21 protein-coding genes and 1 pseudogene are annotated in these 22,017 nt (G+C 66.6%); 14 read left to right on the plus strand and 8 right to left on the minus strand.

Annotated elements, in window-relative coordinates; genetic code table 11:
• Positions 1–108: 108 nt before the first annotated feature.
• Both ACFVIV_RS15790 and ACFVIV_RS15795 read right to left on the minus strand, forming a co-directional pair.
• Positions 109–2,205 (minus strand): annotated as a pseudogene (locus tag ACFVIV_RS15790) (acetyl/propionyl/methylcrotonyl-CoA carboxylase subunit alpha); the annotation flags it as partial.
• A 5-nt stretch (positions 2,206–2,210) separates the two neighbouring features.
• Entirely contained in the window at positions 2,211–3,797 is a 1,587-nt protein-coding gene (locus tag ACFVIV_RS15795) for a carboxyl transferase domain-containing protein (protein WP_379196717.1), read from the minus strand.
• Positions 3,798–3,891: 94 nt separating this feature from the next.
• Between ACFVIV_RS15795 and ACFVIV_RS15800 the strand changes: the two genes are divergently transcribed.
• The gene (locus ACFVIV_RS15800) at positions 3,892–4,485 is read left to right on the plus strand and encodes a TetR/AcrR family transcriptional regulator (RefSeq protein ID WP_379196719.1); all 594 of its coding nucleotides are present in this window, start codon (positions 3,892–3,894) and stop codon (positions 4,483–4,485) included.
• Between the two features lie 58 nt (positions 4,486–4,543).
• On the opposite strand, the gene ACFVIV_RS15805 is transcribed toward ACFVIV_RS15800, so the two are convergent.
• Both ACFVIV_RS15805 and ACFVIV_RS15810 read right to left on the minus strand, forming a co-directional pair.
• Positions 4,544–4,987 carry an SRPBCC family protein gene (locus ACFVIV_RS15805; protein WP_379196721.1) on the minus strand — a complete coding sequence of 148 codons (444 nt, stop codon included), beginning with the start codon at positions 4,985–4,987 and terminating at the stop codon, positions 4,544–4,546.
• Between the two features lie 79 nt (positions 4,988–5,066).
• Positions 5,067–5,969, minus strand: a complete 903-nt coding sequence (locus ACFVIV_RS15810) for an oxygenase MpaB family protein (RefSeq protein ID WP_379196723.1) — start codon at positions 5,967–5,969, stop codon at positions 5,067–5,069.
• A gap of 127 nt (positions 5,970–6,096) precedes the next feature.
• On the opposite strand from ACFVIV_RS15810, the gene ACFVIV_RS15815 reads away from it, so the two are divergent.
• Genes ACFVIV_RS15815 through ACFVIV_RS15870 form a run of 12 tightly spaced genes read left to right on the plus strand, consistent with a single transcriptional unit; the run spans position 6,097 to position 17,009 of the window.
• Positions 6,097–6,321: a hypothetical protein gene (locus ACFVIV_RS15815; RefSeq protein ID WP_379196725.1), complete on the plus strand. Its 225-nt coding sequence runs from the start codon at positions 6,097–6,099 to the stop codon at positions 6,319–6,321.
• A complete protein-coding gene (locus tag ACFVIV_RS15820; protein ID WP_379196883.1) occupies positions 6,321–6,506 on the plus strand; it encodes a hypothetical protein in 186 nt (61 codons plus the stop codon). The genes ACFVIV_RS15815 and ACFVIV_RS15820 overlap by 1 nt, the downstream gene beginning before the upstream one ends.
• An 11-nt stretch (positions 6,507–6,517) precedes the next feature.
• Positions 6,518–7,366: an MlaE family ABC transporter permease gene (locus ACFVIV_RS15825; protein WP_379196726.1), complete on the plus strand. Its 849-nt coding sequence runs from the start codon at positions 6,518–6,520 to the stop codon at positions 7,364–7,366.
• Between the two features lies 1 nt (position 7,367).
• On the plus strand, positions 7,368–8,231 hold the full coding sequence (locus ACFVIV_RS15830) for an ABC transporter permease (protein WP_379196728.1): 864 nt from the start codon (positions 7,368–7,370) through the stop codon (positions 8,229–8,231).
• Positions 8,232–8,236: 5 nt separating this feature from the next.
• Entirely contained in the window at positions 8,237–9,628 is a 1,392-nt protein-coding gene (locus ACFVIV_RS15835) for an MlaD family protein (protein ID WP_379196730.1), read from the plus strand.
• Positions 9,625–10,647, plus strand: a complete 1,023-nt coding sequence (locus ACFVIV_RS15840) for an MlaD family protein (RefSeq protein WP_379196731.1) — start codon at positions 9,625–9,627, stop codon at positions 10,645–10,647. The genes ACFVIV_RS15835 and ACFVIV_RS15840 overlap by 4 nt, the downstream gene beginning before the upstream one ends.
• Positions 10,644–11,624, plus strand: coding sequence for an MCE family protein (locus ACFVIV_RS15845; protein ID WP_379196733.1), 981 nt, complete (start codon positions 10,644–10,646; stop codon positions 11,622–11,624). The genes ACFVIV_RS15840 and ACFVIV_RS15845 overlap by 4 nt, the downstream gene beginning before the upstream one ends.
• A 17-nt stretch (positions 11,625–11,641) precedes the next feature.
• Positions 11,642–12,760: an MCE family protein gene (locus ACFVIV_RS15850; protein WP_379196735.1), complete on the plus strand. Its 1,119-nt coding sequence runs from the start codon at positions 11,642–11,644 to the stop codon at positions 12,758–12,760.
• Positions 12,757–13,905, plus strand: a complete 1,149-nt coding sequence (locus tag ACFVIV_RS15855) for an MCE family protein (protein ID WP_379196737.1) — start codon at positions 12,757–12,759, stop codon at positions 13,903–13,905. Before ACFVIV_RS15850 ends, ACFVIV_RS15855 begins: the two co-directional genes overlap by 4 nt.
• A complete protein-coding gene (locus tag ACFVIV_RS15860) occupies positions 13,902–15,077 on the plus strand; it encodes an MCE family protein (RefSeq protein ID WP_379196739.1) in 1,176 nt (391 codons plus the stop codon). The genes ACFVIV_RS15855 and ACFVIV_RS15860 overlap by 4 nt, the downstream gene beginning before the upstream one ends.
• Positions 15,078–15,087: 10 nt before the next feature.
• Positions 15,088–15,741, plus strand: a complete 654-nt coding sequence (locus tag ACFVIV_RS15865) for a hypothetical protein (protein WP_379196741.1) — start codon at positions 15,088–15,090, stop codon at positions 15,739–15,741.
• 56 nt (positions 15,742–15,797) lie between these two features.
• Positions 15,798–17,009 (plus strand): TetR/AcrR family transcriptional regulator, encoded by a 1,212-nt coding sequence (locus ACFVIV_RS15870; RefSeq protein WP_379196743.1) that lies wholly within the window; start codon positions 15,798–15,800, stop codon positions 17,007–17,009.
• A 12-nt stretch (positions 17,010–17,021) separates the two neighbouring features.
• On the opposite strand, the gene ACFVIV_RS15875 is transcribed toward ACFVIV_RS15870, so the two are convergent.
• The 4 genes from ACFVIV_RS15875 to ACFVIV_RS15890 form a co-directional block, all read right to left on the minus strand.
• Positions 17,022–17,228, minus strand: a complete 207-nt coding sequence (locus tag ACFVIV_RS15875) for a hypothetical protein (RefSeq protein WP_379196745.1) — start codon at positions 17,226–17,228, stop codon at positions 17,022–17,024.
• A gap of 224 nt (positions 17,229–17,452) precedes the next feature.
• Entirely contained in the window at positions 17,453–18,316 is an 864-nt protein-coding gene (locus ACFVIV_RS15880) for a cutinase family protein (protein ID WP_379196747.1), read from the minus strand.
• A gap of 283 nt (positions 18,317–18,599) precedes the next feature.
• Positions 18,600–19,007 (minus strand): VOC family protein, encoded by a 408-nt coding sequence (locus tag ACFVIV_RS15885; RefSeq protein ID WP_379196749.1) that lies wholly within the window; start codon positions 19,005–19,007, stop codon positions 18,600–18,602.
• Between the two features lie 20 nt (positions 19,008–19,027).
• Positions 19,028–19,753: an ArsR family transcriptional regulator gene (locus ACFVIV_RS15890; protein WP_379196751.1), complete on the minus strand. Its 726-nt coding sequence runs from the start codon at positions 19,751–19,753 to the stop codon at positions 19,028–19,030.
• A 176-nt stretch (positions 19,754–19,929) separates the two neighbouring features.
• On the opposite strand from ACFVIV_RS15890, the gene ACFVIV_RS15895 reads away from it, so the two are divergent.
• A complete protein-coding gene (locus ACFVIV_RS15895) occupies positions 19,930–21,702 on the plus strand; it encodes an FAD-dependent oxidoreductase (RefSeq protein WP_379196753.1) in 1,773 nt (590 codons plus the stop codon).
• The last annotated feature ends 315 nt before the right edge of the window (positions 21,703–22,017 follow it).

Here is a 22,017-nt window from a genome sequence, read left to right on the forward strand (position 1 = left end):
GCCCCCGCGTCGAGTTGGTTCGGTGTCGGCGGGCTGAGCGGCGTCGGGCTCGGCAGTGTCGAGCTCAGCGGCGGCAGGCGTCTCGGCCGCACCCGGTGCGGGGTCGATGATCACGCGGGCGAGCACCTGGTCCAGTCGCACCTGCGTACCGGGCGTGACGAGCAGCTCGACTCGACCGGCGACAGGGGCGGTCAGGGTGTGTTCCATCTTCATGGCCTCCACGACGACGATCGGTGCGCCCGCGGCCACGTGAGCGCCGGACTCCACCGGGAGCGCGATGACCGAACCCGGCATGGGGCTGGTGATTTCGGCATCGCCGGAGTGATCGGCGGCGGTGCGCACATCGGCCTCGGCGACCTCGCGCAGCAGGGCGATCCCGGTGGCGTCGGCAATCCAGACCTGGCCGTCGTGCTGGGCAATGCGGAAGCGAGTGCGCACGCCGTCGACGGTCAGCGTCAGCTCACCACCACCCGCCATCCCGGCATGCTTTTGGCCGGGATCTCCGAAGCCGCTGTGGATTCCGGCCAAAAGCGCGCCGGAATGACGAGAAGAACCTTCGACCGGGCTCTCCGTCCGAGTCACGCCGAATTGCGCCGTGAGCGTGTGCTTCTCGCCCGACTCCAGCCAGGCTTCGGCACGTGCGGGGGTGCCGGTGAGGTAAACATGCTCGGTGCGGTCACCGCCGTGCAGCCGCAAGACGGTCGGGGCCGGAGCGCCTATCCGCCAGCCGGTTGGTACCGCCCAGAGGTCTGTCGGCTCCACCGGCCAGCGCCGCAGCCACAGATAGGCTGCGGCGGCGAGGAATTGAGTATCCCGGATCGGCTCCGCCTCGAAATCGCGCACTCGGCGATCGAGCAGGCCGGTGTCCAGATTTCCGGCGCGGACGTCCGAATCCGCGAGCAGGAAGCGCAGGAAGTCGGTATTGGTGCGCAGGCCGAGGATCTGCGTATCCCGCAGTGCTCCATCGAGTTTGGCGATGGCGGCAGCGCGGTCGGGCGCGTGGGCGATGACCTTGGACAGCATCGGGTCGTAGTCACTGCCGACGACGGTTCCGGCCCGGAGACCGGAATCGACCCGGACGCCGGGGCCTTCCGGCTCCGACAGCGCCAGTACGGTGCCGCCGGTGGGCAGGAAGTCGCGGCTCGGGTCCTCGGCGTACACGCGGGCTTCGATGGCGTGGCCGGTGAGGCGGATATCGTCCTGGCTCACCGACAGCTTCTGCCCGGCGGCAATGCGCACCTGGCATTCCACCAGGTCGACGCCGGTGACGAGTTCGGTCACCGGATGCTCGACCTGCAGGCGGGTGTTCATCTCCATGAAGAAGAACTCGTCGGGCTTGTCGGCGGAGACGATGAATTCGACGGTGCCCGCGCCCATGTAGTCCACACTGCGCGCGGTATTGCAGGCGGCCGCGCCGATCTCGGCGCGAGTCCTGGCATCCAGCAAGGGGGACGGGGCTTCCTCGATCACCTTCTGGTGGCGGCGCTGCAGACTGCATTCGCGCTCACCCAGATGCAGCACCTGGCCGAAGCCGTCGGCGAGGATCTGCACCTCGATGTGCCGGGGGCGGCTGACGAATCGCTCCAGGAACAGGGTGTCGTCGCCGAAGGCGGCGGCCGCCTCACGCCGGGCGCTGACCAGGGCGTCCGGCAGCAGCGCCGGATCGTCCACCCGCCGCATGCCCTTGCCGCCGCCACCGGCCGATGGCTTCACCAGCACCGGATAGCCGATTTCCGTTGCGGCCTCGATGAGTTCGGTATCGGTCAGGCCCGGCCGCGCGATACCGGGCACCACCGGCACGCCGTAGGCCGAGACCGCGTTCTTGGCGGCGATCTTGTCGCCCATGATCTCGATGGCCCGCGCGGGCGGGCCGAGGAAGACGATGCCCGCCTCGTCCAGCGCCGCCGCGAAGGCCGAATTCTCCGAGAGGAAGCCGTATCCCGGATGCACGGCCTGCGCTCCGGAGCGGACGGCCGCGTCGACCACCTTGGCGATGTCCAGGTAGGACTCGCGCGCGGGGGCGGGGCCCAGCCGCACGGCGGTATCGGCCTCGTGCACATGGCGGGCATCGGCATCCGCGTCGCTGTAGACCGCGACCGAGCGAATTCCCATGGCGCGCAGGGTGCGAATGACGCGCACCGCGATTTCGCCGCGATTGGCGACGAGCACGGTGTCGAAGGCAATGGGGTGCGCTTTGTTCATCATGGTGATCACATCCGGAAGACGCCGTAGGAGACGGGTTCGAGCGGCGCCTGCGCGCATGCCGAAAGCGCCAGGCCGACAACTGTTCTGGTATCGGCCGGATCGATGACGCCATCGTCCCAGAGCCGCGCGGTGGAGTAGTACGGATTGCCCTGCGCCTCGTACTGCTCGCGGATCGGGGCCTTGAACGCCTCCTGATCCTCCTCCGACCACGGCTTGCCATTGCCGTCGAGCTGATCGCCGCGCACGGTGGCCAGCACCGAGGCGGCCTGTTCACCGCCCATGACGGAGATGCGGGCATTGGGCCACATCCACAGGAAGCGCGGCGAATACGCGCGCCCGCACATGGAGTAGTTGCCCGCGCCGTAGGAGCCGCCGATGACCACGGTCAGCTTCGGCACCCGCGCGCAGGCCACCGCGGTGACCATCTTCGCGCCGTGCTTGGCGATGCCGCCGGCCTCGTAGTCGCGGCCCACCATGAACCCGGTGATGTTCTGCAGGAACAGCAGCGGGATCTTGCGCTTGTCGCAGAGTTCGATGAAATGCGCGCCCTTCATGGCGGATTCGGCGAACAGCACGCCATTGTTGGCCACGATGCCGACCGGATGGCCGTGGATGTGCGCGAAGCCGGTGACCAGGGTGCGCCCGTATTCGGCCTTGAATTCCTGGAATTCGCCGCCGTCGACCATGCGGGTGATGACCTCGCGCACGTCGTAGGGCGTGCGCAGATCCACCGGCACCACGTCGTAGAGCTCGTCCTGCGGCGCGATCGGATCGACGGTGGGACGGACCTCCCACGGCGTCGGCGTCTTGGGCCCCAGCGTGGCCACGATATTGCGCACGATGCGCAGTGCGTCCTGATCGCTCTCGGCCAGATGATCGGTGACACCGGAAGTGCGCGAATGCAAGTCGCCGCCGCCCAGCTCCTCGGCGGTCACCACCTCACCGGTGGCGGCCTTCACCAGCGGCGGCCCGCCCAGGAAGATGGTGCCCTGATTGCGCACGATCACGGTCTCGTCGCTCATGGCCGGCACATACGCGCCGCCCGCGGTGCACGACCCCATGACCGCGGAAATCTGCGCGATGCCCTTGGCGCTCAGATTCGCCTGGTTGTAGAAGATCCGCCCGAAGTGCTCGCGATCCGGGAAGACCTCGTCCTGCTTGGGCAGGAACGCGCCGCCGGAGTCCACCAGGTAGATGCACGGCAGGTTGTTCTGCAGCGCGACTTCCTGCGCCCGCAGATGCTTCTTCACCGTCATCGGGTAGTAGGTGCCGCCCTTGACCGTGGCGTCATTGGCGAGGATCACGCATTCGCGCCCGGACACCCGCCCGACCCCGCCGATGACACCGGCCCCGGGGCACTCGTCCCCGTACATCCCATTGGCGGCCAGCGGCGACAGCTCCAGGAACGGCGAGCCCGGATCGAGCAGCTGATCCACCCGCTGCCGCGGCAGCAGCTTGCCCCGCGCCACATGCCGCTCCCGGGCCTTCTCCGGTCCACCCAGCGCACTGACCGCCAGCCGCGCACGCAGCTGTTCGACCAGCGCCAGATGTGCCTCCCGATTCCCGGTACGCACGTCCCCAGTCAGCGTCATCGCGCCATCCTGCCCGCTCGGTTAATCACCAATAACTGGAAAATAAGATAATCTTCACTAACTGAGTTGTCCAGGACCGGCGAGAGGAGCCACGGTGAGCAGCACCGATACCGTCACGCTCACGCGCCGTGAGCAGCTCAAGGCGCAGCGCCGGCAGCAGCTGCTGGACGCGGGAGCCCGGCTCATCGCCGATCGCGGCTTCCTGGGTATGCGCCTGGACGATCTGGGCGCGGCGGCGGGCATCAGCGGCCCGGCCGTCTACCGCCACTTCCCCAATAAGGAAGCCCTGCTGGTCGAGTTGCTGGTCGGCATCAGTCAGCGCCTGCTCGACGGCGGCAAGGCCGTGGCCGCACGGGCCGCCACCCCGGCCCAGGCACTCACCGACCTGGTCGACTTCCACCTCGACTTCGCCCTCGGCGAGCCCGAGCTCATCCGCATCCAGGATCGCGACCTGGAGAACCTGCCGGAGTCGGCCCGCCGCCAGGTCCGCCGCACCCAGCGCCAGTACGTCGAGGTCTGGGTCGCCGTCCTGCGCGAACTCCACCCGGACCTGCCCGAGCCGACGGCCCGGGTCCAGGCCCACGCCACCTTCGGCCTGATCAACTCGACCCCGCACAGCGCCCCGGCCGCGACCGCCACCCGGGCCCGCCCGGTCTTGCGCCGCATGGCTTTGGCCGCCCTGGGCTGAGCCCTTTCCCCGTCATTTCCCCGTCATTCCGGCGTGCTTTTGGCCGGAATCCACCGGGTCAAATGCCCTTCAGTTCGCGCTCCGCGGTATTGAGGACCAGATGCACCCCGCCGACGATGATCGGCCGGAAGGTGCGGGTGCAGAGCCCGGACAAGATCGGCGTGGCCATTTCGAAGTCGGCGAACCAGTGCACGCGAGTGCCGCCGGGCACCTCGTCGAAGGAGATACTTCCGTCCTGATGCCGTAGCGGCGGAACCGATTTCAGCAATCGGTAGCGCATCAGACGAGGCGGATCGTATTCGATGATCTCCTCGGTCAGGCGGAGCAGCGGGGTGACGATCAGGCGCACGGCCCCGGCCCCGTGCCCGGTGGTGTCGCCGGGGCGGACCAGGGTCACGCGGCGGACGAAGGGCACCCGCTGATAGTTGGTCGCATCGGTCAGCCAGTCGAATACATCGGAGCGGGGGGCCGCGATGGTGCGCTCAATATCGACCGTGCGCATGCCGGCTCCGTTCTGGTCTGGCTCGAACCTCCGGGAAGCCTACGAGATCGGGAAGCGGTCGGCGCGGGAACGACGCGGATTAAATCAGGGGCTTGTGCTTGCGGATGCGGCGGCGTACGTCGCGCATCATGAAGTGGGTGGGCGCGAAGCGCAGGAACTTGGGGACGAAGCGATTGACGAAACCCACGAAGAGGAAAAGGTTTTCGAAGCGGCGCTGATCGGTGGCGGTCCAGGCGATGCCCATCTGCTCGCGGAAGTGCGGGGCGAGGAATCCCGCGGTGAGGAAGCGCAGCAGGCCGCCGAAGACGACGCGCAGGTACCAGTGGATCATGCGCAGGTGCAGCAGGTCGTCGACGTAGGCTTTGACCTTGTCGTCGAGGACGGCCTGTTCGCACGCGAGGTTCCAGTAGACATCGAACTCGGCGCGGGTGGCTGGCCACATGTCTTCCGGCACTTGCAGAGTCGTGCCCAATGTCGATGAGGTCCGGTAGAACTCCTCGGCCTGTTCGGGGTTCATCTTGCCGTGCAGCATCTGGTACGAGTCCTCGAAGCCGATGAACAGGCAGGCCGCCACCCACAGCTGCAAGTTCCGGTCGAAGGCGTTGTACTTCACCGCCGCGCCCGGTTCCGAACGCACTTGGCGGTGCGCGACATTCACCGCTTCCCGAAACTCGGTCTTCTCCCCGGGACTGCCGAGCAGCGCGACCGCGAGATAGGAAGCCGTGGTGCGCAAGCGTTTCCACGGATGCACCAGGAGTGCCCCGGATTCCACCCTGCTGTCGGCGACGCCGTTTCCGACGCCGGGACGCGCCAGCTGCATGGCCACATTGGCGGCCGCGCCGGCGAACTGCCAGAAGTCCATGGCGTCCTGTACCCGCGGCGGGCGCTTGGTCTGGGAGCGGTGGATGGCCGGAATGCGAATGCGAGTCCGCTCGGTGGTCAGGGGGACCGATTCGAAGGGCTGGGCCGCTGCTGAGGTCATGACTGTCCTTTCCGAGCAGACGCGGAATGGTCCATAACTTAGAACTGCCACAGCTCCAGGTCAATGCCTAAAATAAGTTTTCCGAAAGCCCCCTTCTTGAAAAGAATGCTCGGTAACATACCCGACCATGCTGCAACGGCTTGATCGCATACTGAGCTATGAGATGAAGGTGTCGGAGTTCCTCGGCACCCTCATCCTGATCGGCATCCCCTACGGCCTGGTGGGCCTCATCTGGACGCTCACGCACACCTCGCATCTGAAGCAGATGAACGGCCTGGACGTGATCATCTCCTTCCTGGGCTCCATCGTGTGCTGGCCGGTGCTCACCTTCTCGAATGTGTGCATGACGTGATGGTTCTGGTCCGGCTCATCGACCTCCTCGTCATGGGGGTGAAGGTGCTCGGTGGGCGTACGCGGGTGAATCCGGTCTTCCGGTTCGGGCTGTGGGTGGCGGTACTGAGTACCTTGGCCGCCGGTGTCGCGGTCCTGGGCTTTCTGCTCGTGCTGTTGCAGCAGTATCTCGACGACATGGCGTAAGGGGGCACGCCTTGACCACCACCGAATCCGAACGCGGTGAGCTCGACAGGATCATCGAGAGTCTCACTCGGCTGTGGAAGCGACATCCGCAGCAATCATTGGAAACCCTGGGGCGGCAGGTCCTGCTGGGCCGGGAGGCGGTGCGGCAGTTGGTCGTCGCCATGGCGCGCCGGCGCTTTCCCTATCAGGAGTTCATCAAGCAGTGCGCGTTCATGACCAGTGTGTCGGCGGCGCCGACGGTGCTGGTGGCCATTCCCATTGCCGTGGTGGTGTCGATTCAGGTGGGCGCGCTGGTGAATCAGGTCGGCGCGACCACGTTCATCGGCGCGGTGGCCGGGCTGGGCATTATTCGCCAGGGCGCGCCGCTGGTGACCTCGCTCATGATCGCGGGGGCGGTGGGGTCGGCCATCTGCGCCGATCTGGGCTCGCGCACCATTCGCGAGGAGATCGACGCCATGATGGTGATGGGCGTGGATCCGGTGCGCCGGCTGGTGGCCCCGCGCCTGCTGGCGGCGGTGCTGGTGAGCATGCTGCTGTGCGGGTTCATCGTCTTCGTCGGCTTCGCGACGGCCTACATGTTCAATGTGTACGCGCAGTCGGGGACGCCCGGCTCGTTCATCGGGTCCTTCGCCTCCTTCGCAGTGGCCAATGACCTGGTCATCGCGCTCGTCAAGGCGGCGGTCTTCGGCGCGCTGACCGCGGTCATCGCCTGCGATATCGGCTTGCACGCGCACGGCGGGCCCGGCGGGGTGGCCAATGCGGTGAACTCCGCGGTGGTCAGCTCGGCGCTCATGCTGTTCGCCACCAACATCATTCTCACCCAGGTGTACAACACCTTGTTCCCGACGAAGGTGATCTGAGGTGGGCAGCACCTACACTCCCCCGGCGCTGCGGCCGATCAAGCTGGCGGGCAATGCCATTGCCGCGCCGTATCAAGCGAACCAGCGGTTGGGGCATCAGGCGATCACGTTCTTCCAGGCGCTCATCGCGATTCCGTTCGTGGTCAAGCACTATCGCCGGGAAGTGCTGCGGCTGACCGCCGATATCGGCTGGGGCAATGGTTCTCTCATTGTGGGCGGCGGGACCATCGGCGTGGTCATCGTGCTGTGCGGGTTCGCCGGCATCACCGTGGGCATGGAGTCGTTCACGGCCTTGAACCTGCTCACCATGGGGCCGCTGACCGGGGCCATCTCCGGTTTCGCCACCACGCGCGAGCTCGCGCCGATCATCGCCACGCTGGCCTTCGCCATTCAGTCCGGCTGCCGGTTCACCGCGCAGTTGGGTTCCATGCGCATCTCCGAGGAGATCGATGCGCTGGAATCCATTGCCATCCGGCCGCTTCCGTATCTGGTGAGCACGCGGATGATCGCGGCGACGGTGACCATCGTCCCGCTGTACAGCGTGGGGCTGGCGGTCGCGTACCTGACGACCAAGCTGTCGGTACTGGTCCTGGGCGGGACCACGGCGGGCACCTACGACCACTACTTCTTCCAGTTCCTGCTGGGACCGGACGTGTTCTGGTCGCTGCTGAAAGTCGTTGTGTTCGTCATGCTTTCAGCCTTCATCCAGTGCTACTACGGCTATGTGGCCACCGGCGGCCCGGAGGGCGTCGGGGTGGCGGCCGGGCGGGCCATCAAGATGGTCATCGTCGTCATGGTCTTCGCCAATCTGTTTCTGACCCTTGCGATCTGGGGCATCGACCCCGGATTCCGGATTTCGGGGTAGGCGCCGTGCTTCTCGATCCGAGTGGCCGCGGACCGACGGCCCGGCAACTGTCCCTCGCGGGACTGGCCATGCTGACCGCCGTCGCACTGCTGCTGTATCTGCTGGCCTTGCGCTACACCGGGCGCTTCGAGGACAAGGTGGGTGTCGTCGCGGAGCTGACCAGCACCGGAGACGGGCTGCCCGACCGCGCGGACGTGAAGTTCCGCGGCATGGTGGTCGGCCGCGTCGAAACCGTGGAGGTCGTGGCCGCGGGTGAACGACAGCGGGCGGAGATCGCGCTGAAACCGGCTGTGGCGGGCATGATTCCGGCGACGGTGGCCGCCCGCGTGATTCCGAACAACATCTTCGGTGTCACCGCCGTCGAGCTGGTCGACACCGCGCCCGGTCAGCGCACCCTGCGAGCCGGGGACGTCATTCCGGAGGACACCAGCGCCGCGACGGTGCAGTTGCAGACCACGCTCAATGTCCTGCGCAATGTGCTGAACAATATTCAGCCGGAGAAGCTGGGCCGGGTACTGGGCACCCTGGCGGCGGCACTGGATCCGCAGTCGCGCGTCCCCGGTTCCACCGTCGAGCGTCTCGACACCTGGCTGACCGAGGTGCACGCCATTCCCGGCATCGGCAATCTGCTCGGCGATCTCGGACAGGCGGCCACCGCGCTGAGCGAGTCCGCACCCGAACTGGTCGGGATGCTGTCGCGGTCGGTGACCACCGCGCGCACGCTGACCGAGCAGCGGGCGAATCTCATTGCCCTGCTCACCAATGGCGGGACGGCCGTGGACGCGGTGAACTCGCTGTTCGCCCGCAATCCCGATTCCGGGAAGTTCCTGGTGGCCGGGCTGGACGAGCTGTTCGGCAGCCTCGCCGAGGACCCGCAGGCCATCCCCTATGCGGTCGCCAATCTCAATACCGCGCTGCAACGGCTGGGCGGCGTGTTCAGCTTCGGTCCCGGCCGGCAGATGGTGTGGAAGATGGATGTGTCCTTCACTCCGTTCCAGCAGTACACGGCCGCGGACTGCCCGCGCTACGGCGAACTGGCCGGGCCGCGCTGCGGCGGGCCGACGGTGCCGGATGTCGCACCGCCACAGGAGTATCCGACCGCGCTCCTGCCGCAGTGGCTGGGCGCTGCCGGTCCCGTGCCGGTGCAGCAGCCGCAGGCGAATGCTCCGGTCATCCCCGGCTTGCCGAATCTGCCTGTGATACCCGGACTTCCGGCGATTCCAGGGATCACCGCCCCGGCCTCGTACAACGGAAGCGATCCGGCCACCGCGCAACCCGCGGGCCTACGTGGCACCGAGGCCATCGCGGCGGTGGTCGGCGGTAAGCCGAATATGGCCCAGGTGCTGTTGCTGGGGCCCGTCCTGACCGGCGGCTATCTCACGGAGGCCACGGCATGAAATCCGCGAAATCCCTGGCCGGATTCAGCCTCTTCGCGGTCATCGCGATCGTGCTGACCTACACCATCTGGTCCACGCTGCAACGCTCGGTACCCGGTGGCACGCACAGCTATTCGGCGGTCTTCTCCGATGTGCTCGGCCTGCGCATCGGCGATGACGTGCGGATGGCCGGAGTCCGGGTGGGGCGGGTCGACAAGATCGACTTCACCGGCGACTACCGGGCGCGGGTCGACTTCCGGATCGAGGACGACCAGCATCCGACGACCTCCACCAAAGCCCTGGTGCGGTATCAGAATCTGATCGGGCAGCGCTATATCGCGCTCATGCCGGGTGAGGTGGCGGGGCGGCCGCTCGCGCCCGGGGATCAGATTCCCCTCGAGCGCACCGAACCGTCCTTCGATGTCTCGGCGCTGCTGTCGGGCTTCGAGCCGCTGTTCAGCGTGCTGCAACCGGATCAGGTGAACTCGCTGTCGGAGACGCTCATCCAAGCCCTGCAAGGCAATGGCGTCTCGCTGAGTTCGCTCGTCACCCAGGCCGCGCAGCTGGCGGCGACCTTCGGCCAGCGCGATCAGATCCTCGGCGATGTGATCGCCAACCTCAGCAGCGTCATCGCCGGGCTGTCGAACCGCAGTGGTGAGCTGGAAACGCTTATCACCCAGGCGCGTTCGCTCACCGAGGCGCTGTACTCGCAGGGTGAGGCGCTGAAGACCTCGGTCGATCGGGTGGCGACGGCGACGGATTCGCTCGTGAACATCATCGCCACCGTGAAACCCGGTGTGGCCCGAGCTCAGAACGATGCCACCAGCGGTATCGCCCTGCTCCTGCTCAATGGCGCGTCGCTGGACCAGGCCGCCGTGGAACTGCCCGACATCCTGAATGCCCTGGCGCGCTTCACGTCCTACGGCACCTACGGCAATGCCTACATCTGCCGGCTGGATGTCTCGCTGTGGGGCGTGCTGCTGCCGCCCGGCCTCTTCTCCCAGGTCGGCGGTCCGGCCCAATCGGAGGTGTGCCGATGAATCGGTATTTGCGGCTCGGCTTGCTGGCGGCCGGATTCGTGGTGCTGCTGCTGGTCGGCTCGACGGCCTTCGAACAGGCGCAGTTGGGCGACAAGACGATTCACGCCGAGTTCGCCCAAGCCGCGGGCCTGCGGCCGGGTGCGACGGTGGATGTCTCCGGTATCGAGGTCGGCACCGTCTCGGCGGTGAAGCTTGACGGTGACAAGGTCCTGGTGGATTTCAAAGTCCGTCGAGACCTGCGGTTGGGATCGAATGCCCATGCCGCCATCAAGATGTCGACCATCCTGGGCCGCCTGCACGTGGATCTGGTTCCGGGTAGCGGCGGGGCGCTGGCCGGGGATCGCATCAAGATCGAGAACACCACCGTGCCCTACAACCTGGGCAAGGTCGTTCAGGATCCCAAGTACAAGTCCTCGTTCGAGCACATCGAGCGCATCGACCCGGTGAAGCTGCGCCAGGCCCTCGATACCGTCGACCAGCAGATGGGCGAGTCCCCCGAGCTGGCCGTGCAGGCGCTCGACAGCGTCGGCGCGCTGGCCAAGGTCATCAATGACCGCCGCGACGAGGTCGACACCCTGCTGCAGGGCATGGATGTGGTGGCGCAGCTGGCGGCCGACAACCAGAACAGCGTGCTGCTCCTGCTGACTCGCGGTGAGGCCATCGGCACGGCCGTGCAGCAGCGCCAGACCCTGCTGCGCAGCCTGCTCGACAATGTGGCCGCGCTCTCGCGGCTGCTGCAGGAGATGGGCCTGGAGAACAACGGTCGGCTGGGACCGCTGATCGGCGATCTCAACACCATGTCCGAGGGCCTGGAGAAGAACAAGCAGAACCTCGACCGGCTCTACGAGATCATGCCGGTCGCCTTGCGGCAGTTCAACAATGTGGTCGGCAACGGGCCGTACGGCGAGGTGTACGCCCCGTGGCTGTTCCCGGACAACTGGCTGTGCTTCGCGCAGGCCGTTCAGGGGTGTCAGTGATGAGGGCGGTGTCGGTGATGAGGGCATGGACGAGGCCGCGGACGCTGCTGAAGCTGGCCGCGGTGTGCTGCGCGGCGGCGCTGGGATCGGGCTGCGGGGTGCTGCCGGACAGCGTGAGCTCGCTGCCCGGGCAGTATCTCGGCGACCGGATGCGGATCAGCGCGGACTTCGAGAACGTGGCCGGACTGTACGCGGGCAATGAGGTTGCGGTCCTTGGCGTTCCCATCGGCTCGGTCGAATCCGTCACGCCCAAGGGCAGTTACGTCGAAGTCGTCATGTCGCTGGATCGCGATGTGCGGATTCCGGCCGACGCCATGGCGGCGCTGGTCAATCCACAGCTCATAACCAACCGGCATGTGGAATTGGCTCCCGCCTACACCGGTGAGGGCCCCACCCTCGCCGATGGCGCGCATATTCCGTTGCCGCGCACCAGGGTTCCCGTCGAGCTCGACCGGATCCTGGCCAACTTCGATCAGCTGGGGGCGGCGCTGAAGGGCGATAACGACACCGGTCCCATGGCGAGCCGCGTGCTGTTCCCGCTGCTCGACGGCAATGGCGACCGGCTCCGCGAGACCCTCGACGCGCTCTCCTCGGCCTTCGAGGTCACCTTCGCCAATAAGGACCAGATCGCCAATACGATCATCAAGCTCAATGAGATCACCCAGATCATCGCGTCCAATGATCAGACCGTCCGCGACTTCAGCGGCCGCCTCACCGAATTGGTGAGCCTCATGGGCGAGCAGGCGCCCGGTCTGCAAGCCGTGCTGGCGCAACTCGACGATTTCGTCACCAATACCGCGACCCTCGTCGGGGAGAACAAGGATCAGCTGGCCGGAGCCCTGGCGCGCTTCGTGACCATTACCGAGCAGATGCGGCTCAATGCCCGCGGTCTCACCGAGATCGTGGATGTCGCCCCGCTCATGTTCCAGAACCTGGCCAATGCCACCAGCACCGAACATCAGGCGCTGCGATTGCACGGCCTGCTGGACAAATCGGCGCTCGATGGCGAGGCGCTGTCGATTTTCTGCGAGCGCGTCATGATGCGCCTGGACGGCTGCCGGACCGGCAAGATCCAGGACTTCGGGCCCGATTTCGGACTCACGGCCGCACTGCTCGGGATTGCGAGTATCGAATGAGTAGACGAATTCGCGCTCTCGCGGCCGCGCTCACCGCCGCGGCGCTCACCGGAGCAAGCGGTTGCGCGGTCACGGTGAGCAATGTGCCCATGCCGAAACCGGGAATCGGCGGGCCCGGTTACACCATTCACGTCGCCTTCAAGGACGCGCTCAATCTCCCCGATCGCGCGCACGTGAAGATCGGCGGCACCGATATCGGCGTGGTCACCGATATCAGCACCACGAACTTCATCGCCGATGTGGAAATGCTGATTCGCGAGGACATTCGGCTGCCGCAGGGCACCACCGCGGAACTGCGGCAGGGCACTCCGCTCGGCGACATGTTCGTGGCCATGACACTGCCGTCCACGGCGGAGGCGGGCGAGCCGCTGCGGGACGGCGACACCATCGGGACCGACCGGACCTCGGCCGGGGCCTCGGTGGAACATCTCATGATGTCGATCTCGCTCTTGCTCAATGGCGGCGGCATCAATCAGGCGGCGCGCATCACCACCGAGATGAACTCCATGTTCGCCGGGAAAGCGCCGCAGCTGCGGCATCTGATCACCGAGATGACCAGTGTCATCACCGCATTGAATCAGCGCACCGGGGATATCGACAGCGTGCTCGGCGGCTTGGACGTGCTCGCCGGGGAACTGGCGCAGCGCAAGGCCGAACTCGGGACCGCCGCCGATACCTTCCCGCAGTTGATCGGCCTGTTCACCGAGAACAACCAGCAGATCGTGGATCTGCTGACCAAGGTCTCGACCACCATGTCCGCGCTCGGCGATTTCAGCGACACCACCGGAACCGAATTCGTCAGCCTGTTCACCAGCATTCAGGCGCTGATGTCGGGCTTCTCGCAGATGGGCGACAACCTCGCCGGGACCCTCGACGGGTTGCACAACCTCTACCCCTCGCTCATGGCCAGCTTCGACGGGCCCGCGCTGGCGGTCGCCGCGACGGTGTCGTATCTGAGCATCGGCGCGCTCACCGATCCCTCGGGCAGCCGCTGGCCGGAGCTCGGCGATGCCGGGCAGTTCATCGGCAGCCTGACGCAGGTGCTGGAGAAGGTCTTCGGCAGGCTCACGAGTCCTCCGCAGCAGCCCGGAGCCATCCCCGGGGTGACGCCGGAGCTCACGCCCGAGCAGGACGGTGAACGATGAATTCCCCGCTGTGGCAGTGGATCGTGCGGCGGCGCATCGGGATCGCCAATATCGGCCTGGTCGTCGTGCTGATCATCGGCAGCGGCTATATCGGCGGCTATGTGCTGCGGTTCAATCCGCTGCCGCACACCATGACCGTCACCGTCGAGCTCGCCTCCTCGGGCGGGCTCGCGGCGGGCAATGACGTCACCTTCCGCGGCAGCCGGGTGGGCCGGGTGAGCGAGGTCCGGGTCTCCGGGGACGGCGTCGCGGCCATTGCCGAGATCGAGGATTCGGTGCGAATTCCGGTGGGCGGCACGGTCGCCGTGGGCCGGTTGTCGGCGGCCGGTGAGCAGTATCTCGACTTCCGGCCCGATTCCGATACCGGGCCGTACCTGCGCGACGGCACGGTCGTGGAGCGTTCGCGCACCAGCGTGCCGGTCACCATTCAGTCGGTGTTCGCGAATATGAGCGACTTCATCGGCGGCCTGAACCCGGACCGGCTGACCGTCATCATCGACGAGCTGGACAAGGCCCTGGCCGGCGGCCCGGATCGGCTGCGCAACATGATCTCCGGCATCAGCCGCGCCATGGCCGGGCTCACCGATCTGCTGCCGCAGACCCGGCAGCTGATCGAGAATCTCGAGGTCATCGCCGAGACCACCTCGCACGCGCAGCCGGATCTGGGCACGCTCACGGCCGCGGGCAGCGCGCTGTTCCACCAATTCGCCGCGGCGGACCGGGAATTGCGCGATCTGCTGCAACAAGGCCCGGGGCAGCTGGCCACCCTGGGCGGGTTTCTCACCGAAACCGAGGATCCCATGACCAATCTGGTGACGAACTTCGTGGCCATCACCCGGGCGGCGAAGCTGCGGGCGCCGGCCATCGCGGCGCTGTTCCCGGCGCTGCGGGTGGGTTCGGAATCGCTCGGGGTGCCCGCGCACGACGGGGCGTATCACACGCTGGTCGATCCCTGGCCGCGCCCGACCTGCGAATATGACACCATCCCGGTGGTTCCCACGCAGGCCGTCGTGGATACCCGCGTGCGGCTCTACAACTACTGCGTCACCACCGATCCGGCATTGCAGATTCGCGGGTCGGCCAATGCGCCGCGGCCCGATGTGCCGGACAACGGCGCGACCGCGCCGCCCGGCGTGACCGGTGACGAACTCTCCCAGCCCATACCCCGATAGGAGCGAGCAGATGAGTGAGATCGACCTGAACAAGGACGCGTCTGTCGAGGACGGGGCCGAATCGACAGGGCCCGCAGCAGCGAAGCCCGAAACGGAACAGCCCGAATCGGAACCCGAATCCATCGGCCCGAAGCGCCGTTTCACGCTGCCCGCGCTCGGGACGCGCGGCACGATCGCGGTGCGCGCCGCCGCGGCGCTGGTGGTCGGCGCGGCCGTCGGCTCGAGCGTGTTCCTCTTCGTGCAGAACAACGACAAGCAGGAACTGCTCGACGCCCGCGAGGCCGCCCGCACCGCCGCCTGCGAGTACGCCCCGAAGCTCGCCACCTACGACGCCAAGAATCTCGACACCTATTTCACCGGTGTGCTCGCGGGCGCGACCGGCGACTGGCAGCAGCAGTTCGATTCCACCAGCAAGGATCTGCGCGAAGTCCTCACGCAAGGCGAGGTGGTCTCCACCGCCACCGACGTGCAATGCGCCATCCGCACCAGCGACAAGGACTCGGCCGAGGCCATCGTGGTGATCGGCCAGACCATCACCAGCCTGGGCACCCAGAACAAGCCCGCCCCCGGTCAGCTCTCGATGGTCATGCGGCTGGAGCGTTCCGGCGACCGCTGGCTGGTGAACAAGGTCAACTCCCCGCTGGCCCGGCAGACGCAGCCGTGACCCCTCGCCCTCAACCCGGCAGGGACGCAAAAGACCTGGTGACTACCATTGCTGATATGACCGTCGAGCCGCAGCGGGTGATCCGGCGCCGCCCGAAGAACCGGCGCGCCCAGATTGCCGCCACCTCCGCGGCCGCCTTCGGCTCGCTCGGCTATCACGGGGTGAGCATGGAGGACATCGCCGCTCGTCTCGGAATCTCCTCGGCCGCACTGTATCGGCACTATCCGAGCAAGTACGCGCTGTTCCGCGAGGAGCTGCTCCGGCTGGGGCAGCTGACCGTGGACGCGGCCGTCCCGCCGGACGCCGCCGAGGGGCTGACGCCGCGGCAGCGGCTGGACAGCGTGCTGGACAAGATGATCGGCGAGACCATCGCCAATCGCGCCACCGTCACGCTGGTGCGCTGGGAGCGGCGCTATCTCGACGACACCGACCGGCGGACCCTCGAGGACCAGTTCGCCACGGCGCTGGCCACGCTGCGGCAGCTCATCAAGGATGTGCGGCCGGAGCTGGACGGGCACGATCGCGCGGTGCGGGCGGTGGCGCTGCTCAGCGTGATCAGCAGCGTGGGCGACCATCACGCCGCGCTGCCGGTGAAAACGCTGACCGCGCTGCTGCATTCGGCCTGCCGGTCGGTCGTCGACACCGAGCTGCCGCCGCCGGGGACCGAGGCCCGGCAGCCGCGCGCCGTCGAGATCCCGCAGTCGTTCAAACACGAACTGCTGCTGAAGAAGGCCGTGGAACTGTTCCACGAGCGCGGCTATCCCAATGTGAGCGTGGAGGACATCGCCGCGGCGGCGGATCTGTCGGCGGCCTCGGCGGTGTACCGGTACTACCGCAGCAAGGGCGATCTGCTCGCGGCGGCCTTCCGGCGGGCGGCGGATCGGGTGTCGGGGGCGATCGGCCCGGCGGTGGCCTCCTCGTCGAGTTCCGCCGAAGCCTTGACCAAGCTCATCGACCTCTATGTGGCCGGCTCGTTCGCCGAACGGGAACTGACTTTCGTCTATTACGCGGAATTCGGGCACGTGGCGCCGGAGGAACGCACCATGCTGCGCAATGTGCAGCGGCTCATCGTGGCCGAATGGGTGCGATTGCTGGTGGCGGTGCGGCCGGAACTGTCCGAGGGTGAGGCGCGGATTCTGGTGCACGCCGCCTTCGGGCTGGTGGTGGATCTGGGCCGGGTATTCGGCGACGATCCGCGCATCTGCCCGCAGGAGCGGGTTATTCGATTGATGGAGGTCACCCTCTTCGGCGCCGGAGCCGGTCGCTGACCGGCGCGGTTATCAGGCGACGGCGAATGAGACCACGGGTGTGAAGGGCGCGTAATCGCGAACGTGCCCACTCTCCCATTCCCACAGCGAAATCGGATCCACCGAGACGCCGCTCTGCAGAATGAGTCGCCAGCCGGCGTCCTCGCGCTGCCAGATGTCGCCGTCCCGATCCCAATACAGGCCAGCGGATAGCGGTTCGATCGTGTCACTCCGGCTCATGCTGTTCCTCTCCAGTAATAGCGATCTGCGAGGGGACGAACTGTTTCGGGCGATTTATGCGATTCCTTGGAGCAAATATATTTGCCGAACATTCGCGAATGCAGGAAGCGGAGGGCGCGAGTCGAATTCGGGCCGCCGATACGACAAGACGGTGCGGGCCACGCAGGTGGCCCGCACCGTCTTGGTTATGCGCGTATCAGGTTGTGCCGCAGGGAATTACGCGATCAGGCAGGCTGGTTCGCGATATCGACGAGCCAGTTGTGCAGCCAGGTCGTGGCCGTGGTGCCATTGGCGTCGACCACATAGCGGGGATAGGACTGATGCGCGCCGGAGGTGATGAACTCCTGCACCTGCCGCGCCCACTGCTCGCTCGCCGGATCGTCCGGCGGCGCCGCCAGGATGGCATTGATGCCCGGGAAGAGCGCTTCGGCCATGATCGACTGCACGGTCAGCACATAGCTGCCGACCTGCAGGGGATCCGGTGCGGAGAGCTGGGTGAAGAATCCGGCGAAGCGCCCGGCGAGATCGTCATTGGGCACCGAACAGTACAAATCGCCCTCCGCGCAGAAGGTTCGCACCTTCGGGCTCAGGAAGCCGAACCCGCCGACGCGCGGCCCGCCCGCACCCGCGCCCGGCACCGGCGGGCCGACCAGCGCATCGGTGCGCGAGCGCCGCGGATCCGCCAGCAGCCCGACCGCCGCCACCCGCTCCGGCGGCACCACGCCGAGTCCGGTGCCGATCTCGGCGGCCACGTCACCGGCCGCGTCCGCGCCCTGGCTGTAGCCGATCAGCGCGAAACGCGTCGCCGGGCAGCGGCCGGCCATGGCGCTGATCATGCCGCGCAGATTGGCGATGGCCTCCCGCTTGGAATAGCCGTAGACCTCGCCCTCCCAGGGCAGGGCGGTGGCCGGATAGCTGACGTAATCGGTGCGCACCGAGCCCGGTAGCCCGCGGGTCACCAGGGCGAGCATGCCCTGACTCTTCTCCTCGCGCGAGGTCTCCCAGGTGCCGGGGACGGCGATGACGTTCAGATCCGCGCAATTATCGGGCGCCGCCGCGGCCCGTGGTGCGCCGGTGGTCGAAAGCATCCCCACCGCAACTGCCACGGCCGCCGTGGCGACCGAGACCGTCTTTCCGAATGACCGTGCCGTTCGAAATAACAAGCCCTCACTCCTTGCCAGGTCGGTTCAAACCGCAGCGAATGTTCGGCAATCCACGCGTGCCCGTCTGAAAATACCAAGCAACTAGCCAGTTCAGTATCGGTCGGCGAATCCGTTTGTTCTCGGACGCGCGCCGGGAGTGTTTGCTATTCGGTTTCCGTACCAATAGCGCGATCGCGACAAATCAGGCAAAGAGTGCAGGTTGCGGGCGTCAGCGCGACTCGGGGCGGGGTGCGGGCTGGAACAGCTCGACGACATTGCCGGAGGGATCCTGCAACAGGATCTGTTGTCCGCCAGGGCCGCTGACAATGTCATTGCGGAACCCGACACCGGCGGCCCGGAGCCGGGCGACCTCGGCGGCCAGGTCGTCGACAATGAGCTGAATGCGATTCCAGCCGCCGGGCTCGGGCACCGCGCCGTCGGGCATGGGGCGGGCGCCGGAGCTGGTGGGGCCGGACAGCAGCAGTTGCAGCGGGCCGCGCGCCACCGCGGCGACGGCCGGGGAGAAATCGAACTCGACGGTGAAGCCGAGGTGGGTGGTGTAGAAGTCGACGGCCGCCGGTACATCGTCGATGAAGTAGCGGACGTTGGCGAGCGTGGTGGGTGTCGTGGCGGTCATGACGATCTCCGATCCGAGTGTTATGGCGGAAGGAACCCGATACGGGTGTCGAGTTCCCGTGCGACGCGCCGGAATTCCGGATAGGTCGCACGATTGGTCGTGCCGGCGTCGGACGGATTGGGCAGGCTCCAGTGCGCGGTGACGGCGGATCCGTGATCGCGCGGGACTTCGCGGATCTTGTCGCACAGGGTGATCACGTAGTCGAACCGACGGCCCGCCAGCGCCTCGAGGGATTGCGGCGGACGGGGTTCGAGATCGATGCCGTAGTCCGTGCGCAGCACCCGTACCGCATTCGGATGCACCTGGGCCGCAGGGTGACTGCCCGCGCTCGTGACGTCGATGTCACCGGCGCGGTGCCGGAGCAGGGCCTCGGCCATCGGCGAGCGGGCGCTGTTGCCGGTGCACAGGAACAGCACCGAGCTGCCGGACGGCCAGCGGCGTTCCGCTGGGCGCAGGGCCGGATGCAGGGCGGTGGCCGCCGCGCCGAATGCTGTGGCGCAGCTTGCCAAATCGAGATGGTAGTAGCTGTCGCGCCCGTCGAAGTTGCTGCGGCGGGCGACGACCAGTCCGGCCGTACGCAGTAGCCGCAGATGGTAGGAGACCAGGTTCTGCGGCTCACCCAGGGCGGAGACCAGTTCCCCGACCCGGCGATCGCCGGCGGCCAGTTCGGACATCAGCGCCCAGCGCAGCGGGTGCGACGCGATGCGCATCAGCAAGGGGACCGGCGATCCGTCCAATGCCTTCACCCTCCCCAGAATACATCAAATCAGTTTGATGCGTCTGGTTTCGATGTAGCTCGAAAGTTCCTCATGATCAAAGAACTTCTATCAACTTAATGCTATCTACTTCGATGAAATCCCATATCCACGCTGAGAATTATCATTAACATAGCCGCCAGTTGGAAGACTGGCGGGAGACTCTCATGGGGCCACATTCGCGACGACAATTCATCCGGACCGCAGCCAGGGCAGGGGGTATCGCGGCGGCGCTGACGCTCGCGCCCACCGGTGGGCGGGCCTTCGCGCAGCCCGGTCGCAGCGTCGCGGTGTTCGGGGCCGGACCGGCCGGGCTGACCGCCGCGCACGAGCTCGCCGAAAGGGGGTTCTCCGTCGAGGTTTTCGAGAAGCTGGGCGACTTCGGCGGCAAGACGCGCAGCATCTACGCACCGGATGGGCTACCCGGCGAGCACGGCTTCCGGAGCTTCTTCGGCTTCTATCACAATCTGCCGGATACGCTGCGGCGCATACCGTTTCCCGGAAACCCGCACGGGGTGTGGGACAACCTGGTGCGGTTGAACGCCGCCATGATCGCCGGGATGGACCGGCACAATCTCACCGTTCCGCTGCCGTTCCCATTGCCGTTCAGCCAGTTCCCGATGACGCCGAAGGGGTTCATCGATTCGGTGGCGTCAGTGTTCGAGACCTTGTTCCGGCTGCCGTTGCACGAGGCAGTGTTCGCCGCCGAACGCCTGGCCGTGTACGTATCCAGTTGCACCGAACGCAAACTCGGGCAGTGGGAACGCATGACCTGGACCGACTTCGCCCGCCTGGACGTGTCCTCCCCCGAGTACAACCGCTTCCTGGGCGACGGGTTCATTCGCGAACTGGTGGCCACCAAATCGGTCAATTGCAGCGCGCATTCGATCGGGCTGGTCGGCGAGGAGTACGTGTGGTCGCTGCTGAACCTCAACAACGACGGCGACAACAAGGGCAACGATCGAGTCCTCAACGGCCCCACCAGCGAAACCTGGATCAACCCGTGGATCGACTACCTGCGCTCCATAGGCGTCACCTTCCACCAGGGCTACCAGCTCAGCGGCTTCACCACCGATGGCGCGCACATCACCGCGGCCACAGTCACCGATGCGAGCGATTCCCGCCACACCGTCGAATCCGACTACTACCTCTCCGCGATCCCCCTCGACAAGATCCCGCCCATCCTGTCCGACGACCTGACCGCAGCGGACCCCACCCTGGACCGCATCCGAAACCTCCAGTCCGCCTGGATGGTCGGCATCCAATTCTTCCTCCGCAAGCGCGTGGACCTGGCCAACGGCCACGTCGGCTACAACGACGCCCCCTGGGGCCTGACCTCCATCAGCGAAGCCCAGTTCTGGCACCGCCCCGTATCCAGCTACGGCGACGGCAGCGTCCGAGAAGTCCTGTCCGCCATCATCTCCGAGTGGGAAGAGCCCGGAACCTTCAACGGCAAAACCGCCGACAAGTGCTCCCCCGAAGAAATCGCCCTCGAAACCTGGTCCCAGATCAAGGCCCACGTCAACGACGACGGCGAAATCCAGCTGACCGACGACCTACTCCACTCCTGGCTGCTCGATCCTGCCCTCACCGGCGCGGGCACCCCCGACATCGCTTACGACGACGCCATATTCATCCAGAACCCCGGCTCCTGGTTCGACCGCCCCGAAGCCTGGACGGCGATCGACAACCTCTTCCTGGCCGGTGACTGGATCAAGACGCAAATGAATGTGGCCTGCATGGAAGGCGCGAACGAAGGTGGGAGGCAAGCAGCCAATGCCATCCTGCACGCCTCCGGTTCCCCCCACCCCCAAGCCCAAATAACCCCCCGCTTCACCATGCCCCTCTGGGAGCCCCTGAAACTGCTGGACCGAGAACTCTACAAAGCGGGCCAGCCCAACATGTTCGACATAATCGACCGCCGCTACCCCCTCCGCTGAGCCCTAGTCACAACTGCTGCTCGAACTGCTCGAACCACTGTCACTGGAACTCGAACTCGAACTGCTGCCACTGTCACAAGAGCTGGAACTCGAACTGCTACCGCTGTCGTAACCCGAATCGCTGTAGTAGTAGCCGGAACCCCCATACGACCCGTCGTACTGCGGCGCATAGCCCCCACCGCTGCTGTCGTAAGAACCGTTCCACTGCCGTTGCGGCGACCATCCGGATCCGCGATAGGGTCCCGGCGGCCGCGGCGGTCGCCGGGACGAACTGGTCAGCGCCGCAACCAGCAGTGCAACGAACAGTGGACAACC

The sequence above is a fragment of the Nocardia sp. NPDC127526 genome (assembly GCF_042672265.1).
Lineage (GTDB): Bacteria > Actinomycetota > Actinomycetes > Mycobacteriales > Mycobacteriaceae > Nocardia.